The 21,175-nt window shown below is 59.9% G+C and carries 20 protein-coding genes; 9 read left to right on the top strand and 11 right to left on the bottom strand.

What is annotated here, in order from left to right; all coding sequences use genetic code 11:
• The coding region (locus I7X13_RS20485; protein WP_198076913.1) for a c-type cytochrome at positions 1 to 1,428 on the top strand (1,428 nt) is incomplete at its 5' end.
• A gap of 231 nt (positions 1,429 to 1,659) precedes the next feature.
• Here the strand turns inward: I7X13_RS20485 and I7X13_RS20480 are convergent.
• The 5 genes from I7X13_RS20480 to I7X13_RS20460 all read right to left on the bottom strand — a co-directional run bounded on the left by I7X13_RS20480 (position 1,660) and on the right by I7X13_RS20460 (position 7,269).
• Positions 1,660 to 2,592: an alpha/beta fold hydrolase gene (locus I7X13_RS20480; RefSeq protein WP_198076912.1), complete on the bottom strand. Its 933-nt coding sequence runs from the start codon at positions 2,590 to 2,592 to the stop codon at positions 1,660 to 1,662.
• A 288-nt stretch (positions 2,593 to 2,880) separates the two neighbouring features.
• On the bottom strand, positions 2,881 to 3,645 hold the full coding sequence (locus tag I7X13_RS20475) for a LytTR family transcriptional regulator DNA-binding domain-containing protein (protein ID WP_198070549.1): 765 nt from the start codon (positions 3,643 to 3,645) through the stop codon (positions 2,881 to 2,883).
• Positions 3,646 to 3,677: 32 nt separating this feature from the next.
• Positions 3,678 to 5,546: a sensor histidine kinase gene (locus I7X13_RS21970; protein WP_198076911.1), complete on the bottom strand. Its 1,869-nt coding sequence runs from the start codon at positions 5,544 to 5,546 to the stop codon at positions 3,678 to 3,680.
• 174 nt (positions 5,547 to 5,720) lie between these two features.
• Positions 5,721 to 6,422, bottom strand: a complete 702-nt coding sequence (locus I7X13_RS20465; RefSeq protein WP_198076910.1) for a hypothetical protein — start codon at positions 6,420 to 6,422, stop codon at positions 5,721 to 5,723.
• 61 nt (positions 6,423 to 6,483) lie between these two features.
• Positions 6,484 to 7,269, bottom strand: a complete 786-nt coding sequence (locus I7X13_RS20460; protein ID WP_198070552.1) for a ParA family protein — start codon at positions 7,267 to 7,269, stop codon at positions 6,484 to 6,486.
• A gap of 697 nt (positions 7,270 to 7,966) precedes the next feature.
• Between I7X13_RS20460 and I7X13_RS20455 the strand changes: the two genes are divergently transcribed.
• The 3 genes from I7X13_RS20455 (at position 7,967) to mobC (ending at position 11,304) form a co-directional block, all read left to right on the top strand.
• Positions 7,967 to 8,290 carry a plasmid mobilization protein gene (locus tag I7X13_RS20455; RefSeq protein ID WP_198076909.1) on the top strand — a complete coding sequence of 108 codons (324 nt, stop codon included), beginning with the start codon at positions 7,967 to 7,969 and terminating at the stop codon, positions 8,288 to 8,290.
• Complete coding sequence (locus tag I7X13_RS20450) at positions 8,287 to 9,159, top strand: relaxase/mobilization nuclease domain-containing protein (protein ID WP_198076908.1); 873 nt, start codon at positions 8,287 to 8,289, stop codon at positions 9,157 to 9,159. Before I7X13_RS20455 ends, I7X13_RS20450 begins: the two co-directional genes overlap by 4 nt.
• A 135-nt stretch (positions 9,160 to 9,294) precedes the next feature.
• A complete protein-coding gene (gene mobC, locus I7X13_RS20445) occupies positions 9,295 to 11,304 on the top strand; it encodes a conjugal transfer protein MobC (RefSeq protein WP_198076907.1) in 2,010 nt (669 codons plus the stop codon).
• 17 nt (positions 11,305 to 11,321) lie between these two features.
• Here the strand turns inward: mobC and I7X13_RS20440 are convergent, their stop codons facing one another.
• Together I7X13_RS20440 and I7X13_RS20435 are read right to left on the bottom strand one after the other, a co-directional pair.
• Positions 11,322 to 12,143: a hypothetical protein gene (locus I7X13_RS20440; RefSeq protein WP_198076906.1), complete on the bottom strand. Its 822-nt coding sequence runs from the start codon at positions 12,141 to 12,143 to the stop codon at positions 11,322 to 11,324.
• Between the two features lie 70 nt (positions 12,144 to 12,213).
• The gene (locus I7X13_RS20435; protein WP_156126582.1) at positions 12,214 to 12,768 is read right to left on the bottom strand and encodes an NYN domain-containing protein; all 555 of its coding nucleotides are present in this window, start codon (positions 12,766 to 12,768) and stop codon (positions 12,214 to 12,216) included.
• Between the two features lie 139 nt (positions 12,769 to 12,907).
• Here I7X13_RS20435 and I7X13_RS20430 point away from each other — a divergent pair, with 139 nt between their 5' ends.
• From I7X13_RS20430 to I7X13_RS20420, 3 genes are all read left to right on the top strand, one after another.
• Complete coding sequence (locus I7X13_RS20430) at positions 12,908 to 13,093, top strand: hypothetical protein (RefSeq protein ID WP_198076905.1); 186 nt, start codon at positions 12,908 to 12,910, stop codon at positions 13,091 to 13,093.
• A gap of 223 nt (positions 13,094 to 13,316) precedes the next feature.
• A complete protein-coding gene (locus tag I7X13_RS20425; protein WP_198076904.1) occupies positions 13,317 to 15,527 on the top strand; it encodes a DUF3945 domain-containing protein in 2,211 nt (736 codons plus the stop codon).
• 103 nt (positions 15,528 to 15,630) lie between these two features.
• Positions 15,631 to 17,706, top strand: coding sequence for a toprim domain-containing protein (locus I7X13_RS20420; protein ID WP_198076903.1), 2,076 nt, complete (start codon positions 15,631 to 15,633; stop codon positions 17,704 to 17,706).
• A gap of 85 nt (positions 17,707 to 17,791) precedes the next feature.
• On the opposite strand, the gene I7X13_RS20415 is transcribed toward I7X13_RS20420, so the two are convergent.
• Positions 17,792 to 18,127, bottom strand: coding sequence for a hypothetical protein (locus I7X13_RS20415; RefSeq protein ID WP_198076902.1), 336 nt, complete (start codon positions 18,125 to 18,127; stop codon positions 17,792 to 17,794).
• A 498-nt stretch (positions 18,128 to 18,625) separates the two neighbouring features.
• On the opposite strand from I7X13_RS20415, the gene I7X13_RS20410 reads away from it, so the two are divergent.
• A complete protein-coding gene (locus tag I7X13_RS20410) occupies positions 18,626 to 18,871 on the top strand; it encodes a hypothetical protein (RefSeq protein WP_198076901.1) in 246 nt (81 codons plus the stop codon).
• Positions 18,872 to 19,064: 193 nt separating this feature from the next.
• Complete coding sequence (locus I7X13_RS20405) at positions 19,065 to 19,325, top strand: hypothetical protein (protein ID WP_198076900.1); 261 nt, start codon at positions 19,065 to 19,067, stop codon at positions 19,323 to 19,325.
• A gap of 36 nt (positions 19,326 to 19,361) precedes the next feature.
• On the opposite strand, the gene I7X13_RS20400 is transcribed toward I7X13_RS20405, so the two are convergent.
• Genes I7X13_RS20400 through I7X13_RS20390 form a run of 3 tightly spaced genes read right to left on the bottom strand, consistent with a single transcriptional unit; the run spans position 19,362 to position 21,161 of the window.
• On the bottom strand, positions 19,362 to 19,628 hold the full coding sequence (locus I7X13_RS20400) for a hypothetical protein (protein ID WP_198076899.1): 267 nt from the start codon (positions 19,626 to 19,628) through the stop codon (positions 19,362 to 19,364).
• Between the two features lie 25 nt (positions 19,629 to 19,653).
• A complete protein-coding gene (locus tag I7X13_RS20395) occupies positions 19,654 to 20,457 on the bottom strand; it encodes a ZIP family metal transporter (RefSeq protein ID WP_233454870.1) in 804 nt (267 codons plus the stop codon).
• Between the two features lie 20 nt (positions 20,458 to 20,477).
• On the bottom strand, positions 20,478 to 21,161 hold the full coding sequence (locus tag I7X13_RS20390; protein WP_198076898.1) for a DUF305 domain-containing protein: 684 nt from the start codon (positions 21,159 to 21,161) through the stop codon (positions 20,478 to 20,480).
• Positions 21,162 to 21,175: the final 14 nt, after the last annotated feature.

Below are 21,175 nucleotides of genomic sequence, written 5' to 3'. Positions count from 1 at the left end.
GGCAACGCCGAGGCCGGCCGCGACGTGTACCGCAACGAAACCTTCGGCGACGAAGGCTTCTGGACCGATGCCGTGCGGATGCCCCAAGGCATGAAATCCGCCAAGCTGACGGTGCTCGACGCGCTGAAAGCCGGGGTCAGCTTCGACGTGGACGCCATGCCGGCCGACCTGAAAGCGGCCTTCGCCAGCGAGCTGAAAACCGACCACTCGCCCGCCAAAGCGCCCAAGCTTAACGACCCCGCCACCCTGGAGGCGCTGGTGAAGGCCAACGCCGTTATTGGCATGGTGCCCAAGGGCGGCAAGGTGGGCGTGACCTGCGCCCTGTGCCACGCCATCACCGACAAGTCGATGTACGAGCTGACGGGCAAAGGCACGATTGGCAAGCGCATCGACGGCCCTACGCCGCACGGCCTGAATGTGGGCAAGCTGCTGGCCACGGCCGCCAACTCCCGCGCCCTGTTTCCCACCTTGCAGCTGCAGCAGCCCGACGGCAGCACCATCGGCCGCGCCCCGAAGGGCCTGACGGCCAAATCGACCGAAGCCGAGGTGGATGCCTACTTAAGTAACCCGAAGTTCTACCCCGTGGGCACCTTCGACGACTCGCCCGACGGTAACGGCAATTCCGTGCACATCACGCCCTTCTTCCGGCAGGATTTGGCCGCGCCCTACGGCTCGTCGGGCCAGAACGACAAGCTGGACGACTTCAACAACACGGTCTACACGGCCCTGTTCGACCAGAGCAACCTGCTCTCGCCCGGCGGGCGGCAGTTCATGCACGCCCTCGGCGCGGCGGGCGGCGACTCCATCGTGGCCGGCTACGCCAAGGTGCTGGCCGCCACGGGCGTCACCGGCTACCCCTTCGTCACGGCCCACCTGCAGGGCAAGGCCGGCGACCCGCCCACGCCCACCGGCAAGCGCGTGGACGAGCAGAAGCTGCGCGACCTGAACGCCTACGTGTCGAGCCTGCAAGCGCCCAAGGGCGTGGTGCGCAATGCCGCGCAGGTGGCCAGCGGCCGGGCGTTGTTCATTTCGCAAAACTGTACGGCCTGCCACAACACCAACCAGGGCGTGGCTGTCCAGGCCAAGCTGGTGCCGATGAAGGTCATCTGGCCCGGCTACGCGCCCAAGGTGCTGGCCCAGCGGCAGGCCCCGCTCACCCCCATTCAGAATGCCCCCGGCACATTTGATGACAAAATGGTGGTAGTGGATGCCAGCCCCGGCGGCGGCATTCGCGGCAACGCATTGCCCCTGCTGCTGGACCTGGCCCGCAAGCCCGTGTTTCTGCACGACGATTCCGTGCACAGCCTCGACGAACTGCTAAATCCCAAGCGGGGCAAAACCGCGCCGCACCCGTTCTACGCCGTAACCCCGGCCGAGCGTACCGCACTAGTGGCCTACTTGAATAGCCTGGACACCGACAGCAAGTAATAAGCTCCTTGCATTTGCTGCGGCGTCCCGCACGGCCTTTTTATCACCGGGCAGGACAAGCTTAGCCGCGACCTGAATGTCTTTGTCACTAACAGCGGGGTACGCGGTGCCCAGAGCAGCTAAGCGAGTACGTAATTGAAAACGAAAGCCCCGGCCCTGATAAAGGGCCGGGGCTTTTTCGTGCCTGGAAACCCGGCCAGCCATCGTGCTTACGCCGGGGTTCTCGCCGGGCTACCGTCCCCGCTTTCCCCGCGACGAGAGCAGCCAAATGCCACCGGCTAGCAGCGCCAGTGCGGTTGCCACGACGGCCGCCTTCGGCAAAGTCGGTGCCGCCACTTCTGATTTTGACAAAGCAATGGATTCATCGGTGAAGGGCTGGCGGCTGGTGGCGGCCAGAATCAGGCGCGTGGCTTCGGCGGGCTGGTCCCACTGTGGGAAGTGGCCGCAGTGCTCGAACCAGTACAGGCGCGCATCCGGGAACTTCGCCAGCGCCAGCGTCGACTGGCTGGGTAGGCACACCCGGTCCTGCCGGCCCCAGCCAATGACCAGCGGCCCGGGGATGCTGCCCTTGGGCGCGGGCTGCTGCACTTCGCCGTGCGCCAGCTGGTCGAGCAATTCGTCAAAGGCGGGCGAGTGGGCGAAGGTGTACATCTCGTCGATGGCCTGCTGCGAATCTACGGCCCAGGGGCGGGCCGAAAACTGCGGGAGCAACACCGTGCGGCCCACCGCCGAGCCGGCCAGGGCGGGCATCACCGGCTGCAGGGCCTTCACCAGCTTTACCGACAGGTCCACCGAGTGGTAGAAAAAAGGAATCTGCCAGCCCTGCCAAAATCCGCCCGGGTCCAGCGAAACCACGGCGCCGAGCACACCGCCGCGCCGGGCCAGCTCCAGCACCAGCCGCGCGCCCATCGAACTGCCCACGGCATCAATCCCGAGCAGGTCATGTTGAGTGAGAAAGGACGTCACCGCGTCGGCCAAGGTGGCGATGGAGTTTTCGCCGGTCATCTTGGGGGTTTCGCCGTGGCCGGGCAAGTCCACGGCGATGACGTCACGCTCGGCGGCCAGCGCGTCGATGATGGTATTCCAGGACCGCCAACTGCCGCCGATGCCATGGACTAGTAACAGGGGGCGGCCGGTGCCGCGGCGGACAAAATGCAAATCCATAAACGGAAGAATGAAAACGGGTGAAAAAGAACGTACAGCCCTGTAACAGCCGACCTCCCGAAACGGCTGAACGAAGCAGGCCCAAAAACGAAATACTGCCCCTAAGGCCCGCAAGCTGCAGGTTGACGCTCTGGCCTTTCAATGGCCCGTCAGCCTAGCCTTTCCGGACGGTTGGGAGTACAAACAACCGATTCGAGAGACTTGGCTGCGGGTTCTGCAACCGCCACAGTGAATTTTGTAGGGTGGATTTTGTGGCCTGAATGCTAATCATTGATAGCGGGCATTAGGCTACCCCACCAGATGAATGCGGTTTTTCAATTCGTCCTTGGATGAACGGCTGACGGGCACGTAGTCCTCGCCGAGCAAAACGCTACTCTCCTCATAAGCCTGTACACGGTCCAGATTCACGATATAGGAGCGGTGGGTTTTAAAGAATTGGTCAGGCAGCTTCTGCTCCAGCTCTTTCATCGTGGAATCGAACACGAACTTTTCCCGCACCGTGTGCATCCGCACGAAATTCTGCAGGGCTTCGAAATAGAGAATATCGGCGAGCAGCACCTTAACGTGGCCGGAGCCCTTGCGCACAAACAGGTAGTCCTTGAACTTGGGACAGCGCTCGGCCGCTCCCAATACCTCCGTGTCGGCGGCATTGGCGTTGTCTAGGACGGGGCCGGTGGGGCCGGCCTGATAGGCATTGTAAAGGGCCAGCTCGACCTGCACCCGCAGCGAATCATCGGTGAAGGGCTTGACCAAGTAGCCGTAGGGCTGGGCCAGCTTGGCGCGGTTCAGGGTGTCGGCGTCGGAGCGTGCCGTAAGGAACACCACTGGTACAGCAAACTGCCGGCGAATGAGCAGGGCGGCCGCGATGCCGTCGCAGTCGCCGGCAATGTTAATGTCCATCAGCACCAGCTCCACGGGCTGCGTGGCCAGCACGCGCAGGGCTTCGTCGCTGTTGTCGACGGGTTCGAGTGGAGTGTGGCCGAGACGAACCAGCGTGCGTTCTATCTCAGCGGCAATAAGCAATTCATCTTCAACTATGAGAATGGTAGACATAGGGTGGGATAAAGGACACGCCGCGAGGCTCGTCATTCACGAGTAACCTCCATGCGTGTGCCCGTGGGAAAGGAACGGGTCACCGACAGCTTCGCTTTCAGCTGTTTGGTGAGCGTGCGGACCAGCTGCATGCCCAGGGAGTGGGCCTTCGCCGGCGCGTCCTGGGCCGGCATTCCGGCCCCGTCATCGGCGATGGTGAGCTGAAAGCCGGTGGGGCGGCTGGCGAAGGAAACGAGCAGGTGGCCCTGGGCAAGGCCCCGAAAAGCGTGCTTGTACGCATTGGTCACCATTTCGTTCACCACCAGGCCCAGCGTGCTGGCCTCTTTGGGGCTCATGATTACCGGGGCCAGGTCCGTACTCAGCTGGATAGCTTGCTCGGGCGTAGTAAGCGCTGTTTTCAGAGAATCAAGCAGTTCGCGCAGGTACTGGTCCATGCGTACTTCGGCCAGATTGTCGGCTTGATATAAGAATTCATGTACCATGGCCATGCTCTGAATTCTGTCCCGGCTGGCGGTTAGTGCGGCCACCAGGGCAGGCTCGGGCAGGGTGCTGGCCTGCCAGCCCAGCAGGCCGCTCACCAGTTGCAGGTTGTTCTTCACCCGGTGGTGAATTTCCTGCAGCAGCACCTCCTTTTCGGCTACGGACCGGCAGTTAGCCTGATTGGCCACCGCCAGCAGGGCTTTTTGCCGCCGCAGCCGCCAGTACAGCCAGCTGCCCACCCCGATGGTCGTGGTCAGCCCGCCCAGCAGCAGCCAGAGCGAATGCAGCTGCGCCCGCTGGCTACGCTGCTCAAACTCGGCGGCCCGCTTCTGCTCCGTGAGCAGCTTCACGTCGTAGCGCACCTGCAGCTGGGCCAGCGCCTGCGCCTTGTCGCCGTTGAAGAGGGAGTCGCGCAGGTTCTGGGCCCGGTTGTCAAGGTCGAAGGAGCGGCGCATCTGACCCTGGTCGGCATGCGCCCAGGCCAGGTTGGCCAACGCGTCGGCCTCGTAATCGGGCATCTTCAGCTCGCGGGCCAGGGTGAGGGCCAGTTCCGCCATCCGCTGCGAGACGGCCGGCAGTCCTTGCAGCCGGTACACGCGGGCCAGTGCCAGGGCCGAGCTGGCCGTCTGGGGCCGAAATCCGTGGCGCTGCATGATGCGCAGCGCCCGGTTCATGTTCGTCGCCGCCGAATCCAGCGTGGCCGTGGTCTGGGGCTTAATCATGGCGTACACCTCGCCCCGGAACTGGTACACGTAGCCCAGGCCCCGGGCATCCTTCGCCCGCTGCATATAGGGCAGGGCGCGGGTCGCATAGTGCAGCACCGAGTCGTAGCGCTGCATCACCAGAAAGGTGTTGGCCAGGTTGAGCAGCAGCCCGCCCCGCTCGCGGGGTGGAACATTGCCTACAGCTCCTTGCTGCTGGTAGGCCTGCCGCATGTACTTCAGGCCCCCGGTCACGTCTTTGGTATCCACTGATACCAGGCCCATGCACTGCGTGAAGCGCCACTCGTCAGGTAGCTGGTGCATCCTGGCCACGCCGGCGCCTTCTTGGCTGTACTGCATGGCGGCCACGTAGTCGGCGGCCCGCTCACAGTTCACCACCAGCTGGTACAAGCCATCGGCCACGCCCGGCCAGTCCCGCCGGTGGCGGGCCAGCTGCACGGCCTGCTCCCCCACGCGGCGGGCCTCCGGCTCATCCTGTGCAAAGAGCGCGTCGCTGAGCGCGCGTAGCGTCTGAAACCGGACCGAGTCCGGCAGCTGTGGCCGCCGGGCTACTGCGCGCAGCGAGTCAACGGTGGCGCTGTCCCCAGGCGAGGCCAGGCTGTTTTCGGCCGGCAAACAGGTTGCGCGGGCTACCGTACCGGCCCACAGCAGGGCCAGCACGGTCAAACGCTTACCGCCCGCCACGTCGCTTTGACGCACCTTGGGGGCTGGGAATGGAAGTACTGCTGCTGCGCATTGCTGGTAGAGAATAGGGTCCCTCCCCTACCCTGCCCAGGTGGGCCGGCAGCGGAGGAGATAGTTTGAAATAGGGAAGGAAGAACCGCCCGGCCCGACATTGAGCCGCGCCGGCGAAATAGCCCCTAACGGATATACTTATTTTTTGGGCGACATCATCTGGCGCAGCTGCCGCTGAAACGCTTTCTGAATCTGGGCCTCGTTCGCCGCCTTGAACTGGGCGAGGATGTTGTGAATAACATCAGTCGAGGAGGCTCCCCCACCCAACAGCAGGCCCATCTGCTGGAAAAACTGCTGGTGGCTGGCCGTGATGCGAATCTGAAAGGTCTTCTTCTCCGCCGAATCCGCAAAGAGGGAAGTCAGGTCCAGCTTATCCTTGCCGTCCCCCGTGGCAGCTGGCATCGGCGCAGCTTCCACTGCCACCGCCTCTTCTTCCTCCTCATCAGCAACGGGTAGCACAGCCGCCGGAGCGGCCGATGGTGCCGGTGCTACCACGGGCGATGGTTTTTCTCCCTTTGGTTCTACTGGTACTGCACTGGCGGCTGGCTCGGGAGCCGCAGCAAGTTGAGGCGCGGGCTCCGTGGCGGCAACGAGTGCGACTGGCACCGACGGTTCCGGTTTTGCTGCTGGGACCGGGGGCGCGGCTTCGACGGGCACTGCTGCCGCCTCCGGGGCCGTAGTCGCCGGGGTGGGCGTAGCCTCCGGGGCCGGGGTGGGCAGTACGAAGGGCTGACTGGTCCCCATGTGGCTGATGGCCGCGACGGAGCCCGTCAGGCGGGCCAGCTCAGCCATTTGTTCTTCCGGGGTGAGTTTAGGTTTCTTGGTGGAGGCTTTGGCCATGATGAAGGAGGATGCAGGAGAGTAATTTTAAAGGAAAAGCAGCGGCGGATGGGCCATGAGGCTACGCGCCGGGGGCTGACTCGACAGCCGGGGCCGTAAACGCAATGGTTTTACCCGAGGGCGTAACGGCCCCCTCCCCTACCACGAGGGTGAGGATTTCCAGAATGAGCTGGCCCAAACCGAGCCGGCTGAGGTCGCGCTCCGGTAGCGGAAACATCGTGGAGCGGTTTTCCTTGTAAGTCATTAGTAGCTCCACCCGGCTTTTGAGCAAGGGCAGCCCTTTCTCCTGAAACAGCTCCTCCGTCTTGTCATAAATCCCCTTTTTCTCGGACTTCACGAACTTGTTCCAGAAGGCGTAAAAGCCCAGCAGGTTGGAGTCTTCATCGCGGGCCTGCACGAACTGACCCAGGATGCCCATGTAGGACATGGTGGAAGCAATTGAGCCCTTATCCGGCTCAATCGGCAGAAAGATGTAATCTACCAGCCGTAGCAGTTCGGGGAGCCCCACCACGTTCACCGTGCCGGGCGTATCCACCAGGATGAAATCATAGTCCTGCTCAAACAATCCCTCGATGGAACTCACGGCTTTTTCCACGCTGGAAATGATGACTGGGTACGGCGGGATGCCCTGCTTAAGCAGGCGGGCCTGAAACGGCGCTTCCGACTGCAGCCGGTTCTGCTCTTCGAGGCGGTAGGCGTGCAGGGAGTTCTGCGGGTAGTCGCAGTCCACCATGGCCACCTTGTAGCCATAGTAGTAGCACAGCGCAGAGGCCATGTGCGTGCCGATGGTCGACTTACCAGCGCCCCCCTTCTGGGTGGCGAATGCGAGTACGTGGGGTTGATTCATGCGAAGGGCCAGAAGGTTTAGAAATGCTGGATTATTAGTTGCAAAGTGGCGTTGTGGTATAGCCACTTGGGTGCAATGGTGCAACACAATAAAGTTGCTTTGTTGCAAGAAGTAAAAGTTGTCTAGTTGCAAAGTTGCAAAACAACAAAGATTGGATGTGACAATGTTGTTTAGTTGTAATGTGGCGAAGGTAATTAGTTGTATTGTTGCAAAGCAACTTTATGGCAAAAATTTGTGAAGAAGCTGTGTGGTAAAGTTGCAAAGTTGTTTTGGTGTATTGGTGCAGTCAATCAAATGTTCGGGCGCAATACATCCTGTCCTGTTTCAAGTTGTATAGTTGCAAAGGTGCAATGGGGTAATGTGGCAGAACTAACCAGGAGATGATGCTATACTATAAAGACAAAATTGTTGAGTTTATAGGGTGTAAAGTTGCAAAGAGTTAAAGTTGCATTGTGGCATAACTCACTAAGCCTAGCCCTAGTCCTAGCACCGTGCAACGCCACCGTCCCAATAGCTCGTTCATCGTCCAGCAAGCCATGTCTTTGTCCGGACAAACTTCGTTTGCCCGAGTCAATGACACCGCCAAGTTCGCAGGCTCACTTGGCTTGGCTTGCTAGTTTAGCGTATAGCATTTAGCAATTCGTAATTCTAAAATAGTTTTAGCAAGCCTGGGTAAGCTAATATCCCCAGAATCATTATGGAACCAGAGAAGCAAGCTGAGAATACCATTGACGCAGCCCGGACTTTACGCATTGACGTGCGGGTTAGCCCGGATGAGAAAAAGGATTTGCAGGCAAAAGCTACGGCCGCCGGCTACAAAAAAGTGTCGGCTTATTTACGTGACGTAGGCCGGGGGGTGGAGGTCAAAGAAAATATCCCGCCGGAGTTGCGACGGCAACTGGTAGGTATCGGTACTAACCTGAATCAGATAGCTCGACTGGCGCAGGCTGGCAAGTCCTTTAGTTCCCACGAAGCTCAGTTAGTGCAGGCACTGGCCATTATCAGAGGGTACCTCGTATGATTGCAAAGACCACCACCGGCAATGACTTCGAGGGGGCGCTAACATATGGTGCGGGGCAGCGCCAGGGCCGTGGCAAGGAGCCGGGGGAGGCCCCGCTTTTGGTCGTGGCTAATCTGATTCCGGGTACTCCCAGGGAGATGGCCCAGGATATGCGGGCGGTGGCAGCGCAGAGCAAAAAGATTCAGAAGCCGGTATGGCACACCGTGCTCTCGTGGAAGGCGGGGGAGGTGGTGAGCCAGGCGCAGAAGGTGGCCGCCGCCCAGCGGTATTGTGAGTTGATTGGTGCGCCTATTGACCGGCATCAGGTGGTGGTTTATGAGCACCGAGATAAGAAGCACGCGCACGTTCACATCTACCTGAACCGGGTGCCGATTGATGGAGGACCGGCGTTGCGGACGGATAATAACTTCTACCGGCAACCGGCCATTACGCGGCAGATAAGCCAGGAGCTGGGGATGGACCCCATCCCCGAGCGGCGGCGCAGCCTGCGGGCGCTGGACCCCACGAAAGAGGCCGCGCGGGAGCAGGTCAGCCGGGCGTTGCAGCACTTACTCGCGCAAGCTGATAGGGGAGGGGAGGAATGGCTGGCTTTGCAATTGCAAAAAGAGCTGATTGGCGTTCGCTATACCCACGACAAGGGGGGCATACTTCGGGGTGTGAGTTTTGAACTGAATGGCGTGGCGGTCCGGGGGCAGGAGGTGGGCTATAAAGGAGCGCAGCTACGCGAGGCATTGGCCGCGCCCGGGTTGCAGGCGGCGCTAGGGCCGGAAGTTGCGCGTGCGCCCGCCACGGACACGCCCGCCGTGCTACCGAAGCCCAGTCGGCCCGAGCCTACGAAGCGCCCCCGCCGGAAAGGGCCCGCCCGGTAGCGGCCGGACGGGTAGGGCGGTTCATTCGTGTGCCCGGCGTGCACCTCACCGCTGACTTTGGACCGCTCGTCAAATAATCCGCGCCGGGCGCTGCCGGCGGGGGTAAGTTGCTTGATTCACCAAGCGTTTCATGCGATGGAAGACGAGAAAGGACTGCGGAAAATCATGGAGTTTATGCGCCTGTTTGCCATTGTGCTGATGGGCATTAACATCTACTATTACTGCTTCGGCTACTTCAAAAGCATGGGCTGGACACCGGCCGTGGTCGAGCATATTCTGGAGAGCTTTACCAAAAATACCTTCCTGTTTAAGGCCAGTTGGGTGAGTAAGACGCTATCCGTGGTGTTCCTGCTACTGAGCTGCCTCGGCACGCGGGGGCGGGCCAATGAAAAGCTCAAAGGGGCTTCCGTGGCGGGCTACGCGGTCATCGGGTTGGCGCTGATTTTCGGGTCGGATATCGTGCGCAGCTTCGCGCTGGGGGCCGGGCTAACAACGGCGCTATATACCGGGCTGCTGTCGGCGGGCTTTCTGCTGCTGCTGAGCGCCGGGGCCTGGCTGAGTAGGTTGTTTAACAACGACCTGATGAAGGACATCTTTAACAAGGCCAACGAAAGCTTTCCGCAGGAGGAGCGGCTGATGGAAAACGAGTATTCGGTGAACCTGCGCACCGAGTACCAGCTGCGGGGCAAGCAGCACCACGGCTGGCTGAACGTGGTGAATCCCTTTCGGGCCACGATGGTGCTGGGCACGCCAGGCTCGGGCAAGTCGTTCGCCATTATCAACGAGTTCATCCGGCAGCACCTGGCCAAGGGCTTCTGCATGTACATCTACGACTACAAGTTTGACGACCTGAGCCGCATCTGCTACAACACGCTGCTGCGCCACCAGGACAAGTTTGACAAGCCGGTGGGCTTCTACGTCATCAACTTCGACAATCCCCGCAAAAGCCACCGCTGCAACCCGCTGCTGCCCGAGCTGATGACCGACATCGTGGACGCCTACGAAAGCGCCTCGACCATCATGCTTAACCTCAACAAGAGCTGGATTCAGAAGCAGGGCGACTTTTTCGTGGAGTCGCCCATCAACTTTGTGGCGGCCATTATCTGGTTTTTGAAGCTGTTTGAGAAGGGTAAATACTGCACCTTTCCCCACGTCATCGAGTTTCTGAGCCGCGACTACGAGGAGATTTTCCCGGTGCTGGCCTCGTACCCCGAGATTGAGAATCTGGTAAAGCCGTTCGTGTCGGCGTTCCAGAAAGATGCCATTGAGCAGCTGGAAGGCCAGATTGCTTCGGCGCGGATTCCGCTGGGCCGGCTGGCCTCGCCACAGCTCTACTGGGTGATGTCGGGCAACGATTTCACGCTTGACATCAACAGCAACGAGGAGCCCAAGGTCTTGTGCGTGGGCAACAACCCCGAGCGCCAAGCCATTTACGGGGCAGCGCTGGGCCTCTACAATGCCCGGCTAGTGAAGCTGGTGAACCAGAAGGGCAAGCGTAAATCGTCCATCATCATCGACGAGCTGCCCACCATCTACTTTAAGGGGCTGGACAACCTCATTGCCACGGCCCGCAGTAACAAAGTGAGCACCTGCCTGGGCTTTCAGGACTTCTCGCAGCTGGAGCGCGACTACGGCCAGAAGGAGGCCGAAGTCATTAAGAACACCGTGGGCAACGTGTTCAGCGGGCAGGTGTCGGGCAACAGCGGCAAGTGGCTGAGCGAGCGGTTCGGCAAAATTCTGCAGCAGCGCCAGAGTCTGAGCATCAATATGCGCGAAACCAGCACCAGCCTTTCGACTCAGATGGATAGCATGATTCCGGCCAGCACCATTGCCAACCTCACCCAGGGCAACTTCGTGGGCGCGGTGGCCGACAACTTCGGCGAGGAAATCGACCAGAAGGTGTTTCACGCCCGGATTCAGGTGGACGTGAAGGCGGTGGCCGCCGAGGCCCAGGCCTACCAGCCCATTCCCGACATTACCAGCTTTATTAACCCGGCGACGGGCAAGGACGAGGCGGAAGAGATGATTAAAGCCAATTTCAACCGCGTGAAAACCGAAGTGAAGGAGCTGTGCGCCCGGGAGTTGCTGCGCATCGGGCAAGACCCCACGCTGCGGCACCTTATCAAGGAGAAAACGGAGAAATAGGGGTGTTAATGAGTCTTTTACTTTATTGCTAATTGCTCAATTGATTGTTCAACAGGATTATATTCAATTGCCATATCGAGCTTCAATAAATCTTTTGCTTTTTTTTCTAAAGCAGTAGATTCTTCAATCATTCGTCTGCTGTAAGAGGCCGTATATGCTGATTCGATGTCAAAGACAATAAGTGCTCCGTACTCTTTTGTTTCGACGCGCGTGCATTGATTAGCCAAGTTAGATATGATTAGTTTTCTTAAGTATCTATCTTCTGGCATGTTTCTTATCTCTGCTTCAATCCAAAAGAAGTTATCTTTTCCTACTCTATTGATGCTGTTATCGAAAAAGACAAACTCTAAATTATCAATTGCACTAATAATTATTGATTTGTCTTTAAAATTCAAATCAATCTTTGAAAAACAATTGAAATCAATCAGTTTTATATCTCTTTCAGAATTGATATATTGATTTATAAAATTTATTACTTTGCCAATTATTTTGAAATCAATATTCCACCTTTTAATCTCAATTTTAGCATTCACATAGCTTGAAAGTGTTTTGTTAAATGCTTTTATATCAAGCTCTATGATAGAACTGTGCCCATGTTGTGGTAAAATTTGCTTGGCTGAATTGACCTGAACGTAAGAGATTGCGAGAGGACAGCTAAAAAATATATTGTCAGTATCAATGAAGCCAGGGGCAAAGTAGTAAGCCTGATTTTCTACCTTTTCTACTTTGAAAACAGGTCGTACAATAGTGCGTTTGACCTCGGGATTATGGTCATGCACGTAAACTTTTCCTAAGTCGGAAAAATTATCAATATGTAGAAAGCTGCCATTTGGGTTCATATATGAAATGGTGTTTTGGCTGGCTCTAGTATTAATCAATATGATGCTGAATGTAAATTATTAGAACAGTCTATTTTGCCCATCGTTGATTGTTGACGAAGGTGACTTTGTCGTAAACTGATTCTAGTGAGCGATAAATGCCTCTGGCTTCTGCAAATTCTTTCAAATGCCTGTTGCATCCTTTATCCCAACTCACAACCTCAATACTCCATCCGTGTTTGAGGGCTCTTTCTAATTGTTTAATAAAGCCCTTGCCGTTGAGATATCCACTTCCATCTCCTGTTAGTAATAGCATATGACTTGGTGCTTCGCTATCTAGGATTCTATTCGCCATCTGTAGTTGAATGGATTCATCCACAGCTATTTCGCCGCCTGAGGTTTGTCCGCGTTCTTGCTTTTCAACTTTAATATCTAGTTTAGAAAAGTAATTCCAGAGCGGGTCAGAGTTTGGTGGAATAGAACCACCTACATATGCGTAATCTACCGTTCGTGAATCAACAGCAAAATCAAACAAATTTTTTACGTGAATGCGAAAATCAAATTCATAACCAGGCTCTCGCATCTTGCAAACTTGTTGCCCCACAAGCCATATATTGGAATTGTCCCAAAATAAGTTAATACTCATAATCAAGTCGTTTTATCTAATGATGTTGTCAGTGCGAACATTGTTATTACTTCGCCTATAGCAATTCTGCTGCAGGGTAATCGCAAGTTAGTGCAGTTAAAGCAACACAGCTACTAAGCTGCTACTGGATGGGCGCGCCTTGTCAGCTCTTTGTTACGCCGGCTTCATCAACCCACCCACGGGCAAGGACGAGGCCGAGGAGATGATAAAGGCCAATTTCAACCGCGTGAAAACCGAAGTGAAGGAGCTGCGCGCGCGGGAGCTGCTGCGCATCGGGCAAGACCCCACGCTGCGGCACCTCATCAAGGAGAAAGTAGAAAAGTAAGGCCTGGACAGGTGGGCAAGCCGAACGGCGCGGAGTCAGGGTTTGCGCCCTGGCTGCGCGCCGTTCGTGTGTCCGGGTGGCACCTCACGGGCCAATTCCGGCCACTCATCAACTTTCTTACCAGGGCCTAATGAGGGCCGGTAGGTTTGCAGGGTCGAATTCCGAGCCGGTCGCACCTGCGCCGGCCGGAAGGGCAGCTTTTATTCACCTACCCATTTCTCCTATGGCTGAGCAAGATGAAGTGAATACCCCCACGCCGGAGCGCTGGTACCTGAGTGCGGTGCCGACCTCCAATGGCAACCTCAGCGGGCAGAGCCTGCAGCGGCAGCCCGCCGGGCACTCCCTCTATGAGATTCAGGTAAATCCCGCCAACCCCAACCAGGCGGCGCTGCTGCCGGCCCCCGGCGCGGATGGCCGGCTGCTGAATGCATTTGACCACGCCCTGATGCGGGCCTTTACCACCAACCGCCTCCCCGGCCGGGAGGATAAGTTTCTCAGAGTGGAAAAGCCCACGCTGCTGGAAAAGGTGGGCGATAACTGGAAAATCACCGAGCAGGGCCGCGTGGGCTACAGCGCAACCGAACCCGAGCAGCGGTTGCTGGTATTTGGCCAGGCAACCCCACAAGCTACCCAGCAAGCTGAATTGACGACGCGGGCCGAGGAACTGGCTGGCGAGGTGGCCACCACTAGGGGGGCAGTTCGTGCCGAGGCAGAAGCGGAGCTGGAAGGGGTGGCCAACCGTGCGCAGCAAGGCCCGGACGAGAGCCGGGCCACCTACGCGGATGCGTTACGAGACGAGGCCCGGGCAGAAGTAGCAGAAGGTGTCTCCGCACCGGAGCGGCAACAACCGGTAGGGGAGGGGCCAGGCAGCGAGCAGCCGCCCCTGGTTTCTACACCCGTCCCGGATGCTGCGGCCACTGCGGAGCCGGTCGGAGAGCTGCGCATTACCTGGCAGCAGAAAGGCGAAGAGGTGGCCCCGCTGCTGGAAATGCGCGCCTACCTCGACCAGCTAAAGGAAGCCGGCGTGGCGGTGGGCGCTTTGCAGCTGGAGCGCGACCCGGCGGGCAAGCTCAGCGGCGGCTTCGCAGTTAGCTACGACCCCGAGTCGCACAAGCTGGTCCAGCTCGAAGCGGCCCTGCAGGGATTTCGGCAAGTGGGGAATGGCGTGGCCGTAGTGGAGAAGCCCGAGCAGGCGGCGGCCCGGCGGCAGGAAGCGGGCTACGATGATGAATACGAGCCGCAGCGCAGCAAGCAGGTGCGCGAAGCCTTCGGCGTGAAGCAGTGGGATGCGCTCAGCGCCCAGCTCTCGGCCGTGCCCAAGCACGCCCTCACCGCCCCGGAGCAGGTGCAGCAGGCGGCGGCCGGGCAGCGGGTGCAGCAGCTGGCCCAGCAGCAGGGCAAAACCACTGAGCAGGTCATCCGTGACGGCAAGAGCATCTTTGACATCGACACGAGCGGCAACCCTGCATCGGCGTTTCTGAAAAACTTCTACGCCCACCTGAACGGCGGCCCGAAGACCCGGCTGAATCTGGAAGTGGACTACGAGAAAACCCGCCAGGATTTGCAGGCCCGCTTGGCTAAGCAGGCCGGGGCGGCCCAGCCGGAGCTCGCGCCCGGCCCGCCGGCGCAGAGTAAAAAGCCGCTCAGCGTAGCGGCGGAACCCGTCAATGGCAATGCCGCCCGTCAGACCGTCGCGCAGCCGTCGGAGCCTGCGTTATTCAAAGCCGATGAAGTGCCGCAAAAGGTGCTGGTTTCTCTTAGCCTGAATCTGGCGGAGTTAGCCGACAGCGGGCAGCTGCAAAAGTTGCTTAATGGCGAGAAAACGGACCTTTTGCCCATGCAGGTAGCGGGCAAGGAAGGCCAGGAGCCCGTGAAGTTCGAGGGGAAGATGGTGCTCCACCGCGAGGCCGACGGCACGGCTACGCTCAAAATGGAATTGCCCCAGGAAAAGCTGGTCATTCCCAACGAGATTGGCGGCCAGCCGTTCACGCCCGAGCAGCGCCAGCGCCTCGAAACCGAAGGCAACGCTGGATTGATTCGGGGCCTCAAGGACGAGCAGGGCCGCGAGTTCAACGGCTATGTAGCCGTGGATAAGGCTATGAACAAGGTCGTAGTGCTGCCCGAAAGCAAAGTGACCCTGCACGACACCGTGGCCGGCGTCAAGCTTACCCTTGAACAAAGCCATGACCTGCGCGAGGGCAAAGTAGTAGCGCTGGCTAACATGGCCAGCGGCAGCGGCGGGCAGAAGTTTGACGGTACCGTGCAGGTAAACGCCGCCAAGGCCTGCATTGAGGTGACGCCCGCCGCCCACGAGCTGGCCCAGCGCCAAGCGCCGAAAGCCGAGCAGACGGTGAAGGCCACCACCCAGACCGTAGCCCCGGCCCCGGTCAAAACCGAAGCGCCCCAGGTAAAAACCCGGGGCCCCCGCCACTAGGTCGGCCCGCTCCAAACCCACTTTTCCTCACTCCAAAAGCCCGGAAGCCTACTTCCGGGCTTCTTTTTTCTGCCTTCCATCCTTCGAATTAATCCGCTTTACCATGGAACATGAACTCACCTTCCAGAAGATTAAGGAGCAGGTTGAGCTGCCCGAGCTGCTAAGCCACTTCGGCTACAACCTCAAAAAAGGCGAGCGTTTGGGCAAAGGCAAATGGCACGTTTTTGAGGGCGATGATACGCTGGTGGTCTTCAAGGGCCGGGGCGGCGACTGGATGTATTTCAACGCCCAGGACGACCGCGACAAGGGCAGCGTCATCGACTGGATGAAAAACCGGGTCAGCTCCGACCGCATCGCCGGCCTTGGTCCGCTGCCGGGCCGCAACCTGTGGCAATCGGTTAACGACCACTTCCGCGCCTACCTCAACCTGCCCGAGGAGCAGCGCCCCCGGCTCGACCTGCCACCCATCGTGGAAACCGCGCCGGGGGAGAAATTCCATAGCATCTACACCCAACATTGCCGGCCGCTCGAAAACACGGCCTATCTGGAAGGGCGCGGTATTACCAAAAGCACGATTGCCAACCCGCAGTTCGCGGGCCGCATTCTCAACCAGCTCTACACGGTGCAGAAGGAGGGACTGCCGGCCAAGACCTACGTCAATACGGCCTTTCCGGCCTATCACGAGGGGCGCGTAGTGGGACTGGAGCTGAAAGGGGAGGGCTTCAAAGGTCAGGCTCCCGAAAGCCAGTTCACCCGCTCGCTGTGGCTGAGTAGGCTGCCCGAGGGCCGGCCGGCGGCGGTGCTAGTCGTAAGTGAATCGGCCCTCGATACGCTTTCCTACGCGCAGCTGCACCCCGGCGACAGCGCCCTGTACGCCTCGACGGCCGGCACGCTCACCCAGAACAAGATTTTCGAGTTGAAGCGGCTGCTCAGCGAAGAAGGCATTCCGGCTATTCGGGCCGCTTTTGACAACGATACGCAGGGCCACCACTTTGATACCCGGCTGCTAGCGGGCCTGGCTAGCGAGCAAAATCCCATGAGGGTAGTACGGGAGCACGAGCACCTGCTGACCGTCGAAATCACCGCCGTCCACCCCGCCGGCGTGCAGGCGCTCAGCCAGCACCTCAAAAGCTACAACGACCAGGCTACCCGGCAGTACGCCCAGGAAAACGGGGAGCCGGGCAATCCGGCCAGCAGCCAGACCCTGCGCGACGAGTTGATTCACTCCAACAAGCTGGGGGCCCACACCTACCAGTTTCACGTGCCGATGAGCCGGGAGGCGCTGGGGGCCTTTAATGAGGCGGCCAGCCAGACGCTGGGATTTGAGCACCGGGTGGAGATTGTGAAAAGCCAGGGCAAGGACTGGAACCAGGACCTTAAGCACGACCAGCTGCAACGGGTGGTGCAGCGTGAGTTGGGCGGCATTGACGAGGACCAGTACGGCTTCGGCCAGCAGCACTGGGACAACCCACCCGTCGAAGGCCAGGGCAAAATCACGCAGCAGCATGAGGCCCAAGTCCTAGCCCGCAACCAGGGTGAGCGGCTGCTTGTAGTCGAGTTTCGGGAAAGCCGCGATGCCATCGCGCTGCTGCCCGCCCTGCGGGAGAACCTCGAAAGGGTCGGGCTCACCATTGACCACGCTGTTAAGCTGGACACCAATGCGCCCCGGGAAATTGCCACTGAGCTCACCCTGCGCTACCGGCTGGATTCGCCGCAGCTGCCGGCCATCAGCGACGCGCTGGATGCATTGCGGCTAAATCCCAGGGCCACTGTGATTGAGCCGGTGCCGGATGCAATGGAGCGCCGGCAGCTGGCCGCCGTTCAGGAGCAGCAGCGCCGGGAGGGGCCTCAGCTGGTGCCCAGTGACTCGCTCGCCCACGACCAAGCCCGGCAATCGTTTATCGAAGCGGCAGGCTTGGTGGCCCGGGAGCTGCGTGAGAGCGCTGCCACACTGAACGCGGCCCGTTTGCAGGAGGTCAGCCGGCAGCTGCTGACGAAGCCGGCGTTGCAGGGCCTGAACCGGGAGAACGTGGAGAAAGTGCTGGCCGTGGTCGATAAGCTTGACACGTTGAAGGATAATCCCGCCGTGCAGCAGCTGCGCCAGGCCGTGCAGCAACTGGAGCAGCCCGCCCAGACGCAGCCAATACCGCAAAAACCTCGGCCCGGCCCCCGCTTGTAAGTCGTCAGGGTTGGTAGAACAGGAATCCTCGTTTTCAGCCGCTCCTTAACCGGGGCGGCTTTTTTGTGTGCGGCAAGGCAATGCTCTACGTGGCTGGCGGCAGGAGCAAGGCTAGCAGCTGCTGCTGCAGTTGTTCCATGGCCGTCATGCGCCCGGCCAGCTGCCCGATGGCGGCCAGGATTTCTTCCGTGGCCGGTGAGGCCTGGGCGGCGGCCACGGCGGTGGGCGTGCGCCCGCGCTCCTTGCGCCGGCGGGCTTTGGTGGCCGACTGGCTTTCGAGCGGGTGGGCTCGCCCGGCCCGCTGGTTGCACGCTGCTACCCGGCAGGGGCTGCCGCAGTATTTCTGGACCCACCGCTTCTTGGGAACAAACTTTTGCCGGCAGTATTCGCAGGCAATCTGGGAGGTGTCGAGCAGGGACAAGGGCGTTTCGCGTTAATACCAATTGCAAGTAACGAAATCGCATTTTGTGTCCTATGATTCGCTGCCCGGCGGTCGCAGGTTTGCAGCGATGAACCTGCTCCCAATTTTTGCTTCGACCCTCCGGCGGGCTGCTGCCCGGCCGCCTCGTGATGAAGTTGTATCTGCTCCCCCGGCCAAATCATGCGTGCAGCCCCCATGAGTCGGCTATAAATGAGCGCGCATTTTCAGTAAGATGCTGACTTAAATAAAGTTGGCTTTCTGAAGGCATCAGATAAACCGTTCGCCGGCTTCGCTCACCTTTGCGAGCGTCCGAGCTGGTCAGTCGCAAGATTTCCCGGCTGCAAAAAAAAGTTTGCCATTTGTCCCCATATGGACTGCCGACGATGCAGCCAGGGGGCTACTTAGTCGCGTCGGGGCGGTTTAACGCCGCCCCACCCAAATCTGGTTTCCCTCCTCGTATCCCCGGGCCTAAAGCCCGGCTTTTAACAAACACGTAGCATGAGCACGAAGAAAATTGCCGTTTACACGGCCCTACTGACCTTGATGGCCGCCGGATTATTTGCCGCCTACCGGGTGGTGCAGTTCTATCACGAAGTGACCCGGCCCCTGGTGCCGTTGGCGGCCCCTGCGGCCCCGTTCGCGCACCCCGGAAAGAAAGTTACGACCTACACCTTTTCGGTTATTCAGGAAGTGGTGGTGCCGCCCACCCCGGTATCCACGCAGCGCCCACGGCGGCATCGGTAGGTGGGAGGACATTGCTTACGGGGTGTAATACTGGCTCAGCAGCACCAGCAGACCGACGGCCAAGTAGATGCCGAAACGTTGGAGTTTGAGGGCGGGCTTGTGGTGGTGGCACATGCGGGGCCAACACGGCCCCCGGCCATTCCGTTGCATTTGGGCGGTGTCCCGTATAATTCAGCTTTTCCGCTACTTTGTTATGGCCCACCCCGAGGACGATACTGCCGGCATGACGCAGCTTATGCGCTACGTGCTTACCATCGACAATATGTGTGCGCCGGACTGCATCGTGTGGGTGCGCGAGCAGTTGGTTGGCCTGGGCCTGGTGGTGGACCGCGTGGCCGTGGGCGAAGCCGAAGTGGCCACCGCCCACGTCAACGGCCCCGACCTGAAAGCCATTGAGGCCGCGCTGGAAAACGGGGGATACCGGCTGGTGAGGGCCGTGACCAAAGTCGGCTAGCGGGTGATGGAAAGGGTTACAACGCCCATAAGCTAATCAAGCTACGGTGGTGCTTACGATGTGACTACGGGCCTCGGGCTCGCCCTGCTGCGTTTCGTGCTGCACGTAGTATTCCAGCAAGGTGCCGGGCGCAAAGGTGTCGGTATCGAGGAAGGGCGAGCGGGCGTTGACGGCCACCCGCTGCCAGGTGGAGGCCTCGCCCCCGACGCGGCGAAAGACGTGGGCGACTTCCAGGAGCTCCTTCGAGAAAGCCAGGTGGCGGCCGGTAGGCTCCAGGGTCAGGTCAATTTTGGCGGTGTGCATGCGTAGCGTATTCGAAAAGGGTGGGTTAGGCGACCATGCCCAGAATCAGAAACAGGAGAAAGCCCACGAAAAAGGCCAGCGTAAGCAGCGGCGTTTCGGTTTCCTCGTGCGCTTCGGTCAGGAGTTCCTCGGTGACCAGAAACAGCAGCGCGGCCAAGCCAAAGGAAAGCACGATTTCCAGCATATTGCCGGTGGCCCCGCGCAGCACCGTGGTGCCGATGCCCGCCCCGACCAGCAGCATGAGCGAAGTGCCGGCCACAATAGCGACGGCCCGGCCCTTGCCGTGGCCGTCCTGCCGCAACTCAATGGCCGTGGCCAGGCCCAGCGACAGCAGCTCGATGGTGAGGGCAATGGCCAGCAGGGTGCCTTCCTTCGCGCCCGCCGCAAAGCCAATGCCCAGCAGCAGCCCGTCGATGAGGATATCAATGCCGATGGCCACCAGCAGGCCCCAGGGTAGGGAGGCCGCGCCGGGTAGCGCCGTAGCACGAGTGCCAGCCGCTGGCTCATTGCCGGCATCTCCAAGCTCCTCTTTCTTTTCGAGGCGCTGGGTGAAGTAGCGCAAGCCCAGCATGGTAGCCACGCCCAGCCCGAAGCCCAGGGCCACTTCGTAGGGCGCATGGTGCTGCACAATGTCGGGCAGCAGCTCGACGGCCACGACCGAGAAGATGACGCCCGCCGCGAAATGCAGAATGGCGCTGCGCAGCTTCGGGCCAGGGGCTCGCCACACGGCCAGGGCCGCGCCGGCAATCATGACCACGGCCGGCAGCAGCGAGAAGCCCAGCATGGTGGACCAGGGCGGCGTGACGGCGGTGGGAATAGTAAGCAGCATAGAAGCAGCAGGTAAAAGTGTTAATGGATAGGGGTTGCCGCGTGGGTCTTGAGCCAGCGCTGGTACTGCTTGATTTCTGCCTGCTCGTCGCGCACAATCTGGCGGGCGGCGTTTCTTACTTCCGCGTCTTTGCCAAAGGCCAGCTCCGTTTGAGCCAGGGCCACCCCAGTTTGGTGGTGCACCTGCATGAGCGTGGCAAAATCGGCATCAAGGGTGCCAGGCAGGGGCGGCGGCTGACGCAGGGGAGCCAGCGCGGCGGTAATGCGCCGCACAAACGGGTCCCTGTCGTTGCCCGGCCGGTACTCTTGGCCGGCCGGCGGCTGCCGGGTGAGGGCCAGCGTCAGCACGTGGTTGTCGCGCTCATGCCCCTTGAGCACGTGCTGAGCCAAGGCGCGCAGGGTAGAGTCCTGGCCTTGGGCCACTTCCACCGCCGCCAGTCGCTGGGCCCCGCTGTGGTGCACGCTCATCAGGCGGGCAAAGTCCTCGTCCCAGCACCCGAGGCGGCGCACCGTATCGAGCTGCTGCGCGAGTAGCCGCAAGGTGTCGCCCAGGGCCGGGGGCGCGACCACAGGAGCGGGTTTGGGCTTCGCGCCAGCGTGCACTTCCTGCTCGTGCTCATCGGTGTCATGCCGGGAGCTGCAGCCGCTGATGGCCCCGCTGCCCGCTAGCAGCAGCAGGACCAGAAAAAAGGGTGGGAACGTCATGTTTCGTGCTTCAA

The sequence above is a fragment of the Hymenobacter negativus genome (assembly GCF_016056375.1).
Taxonomy (GTDB): Bacteria; Bacteroidota; Bacteroidia; order Cytophagales; family Hymenobacteraceae; genus Hymenobacter; species Hymenobacter negativus_A.
The sequence above is the reverse complement of the archived record's forward strand: the minus strand, read 5'-3'. Positions and strand labels throughout refer to the sequence as shown.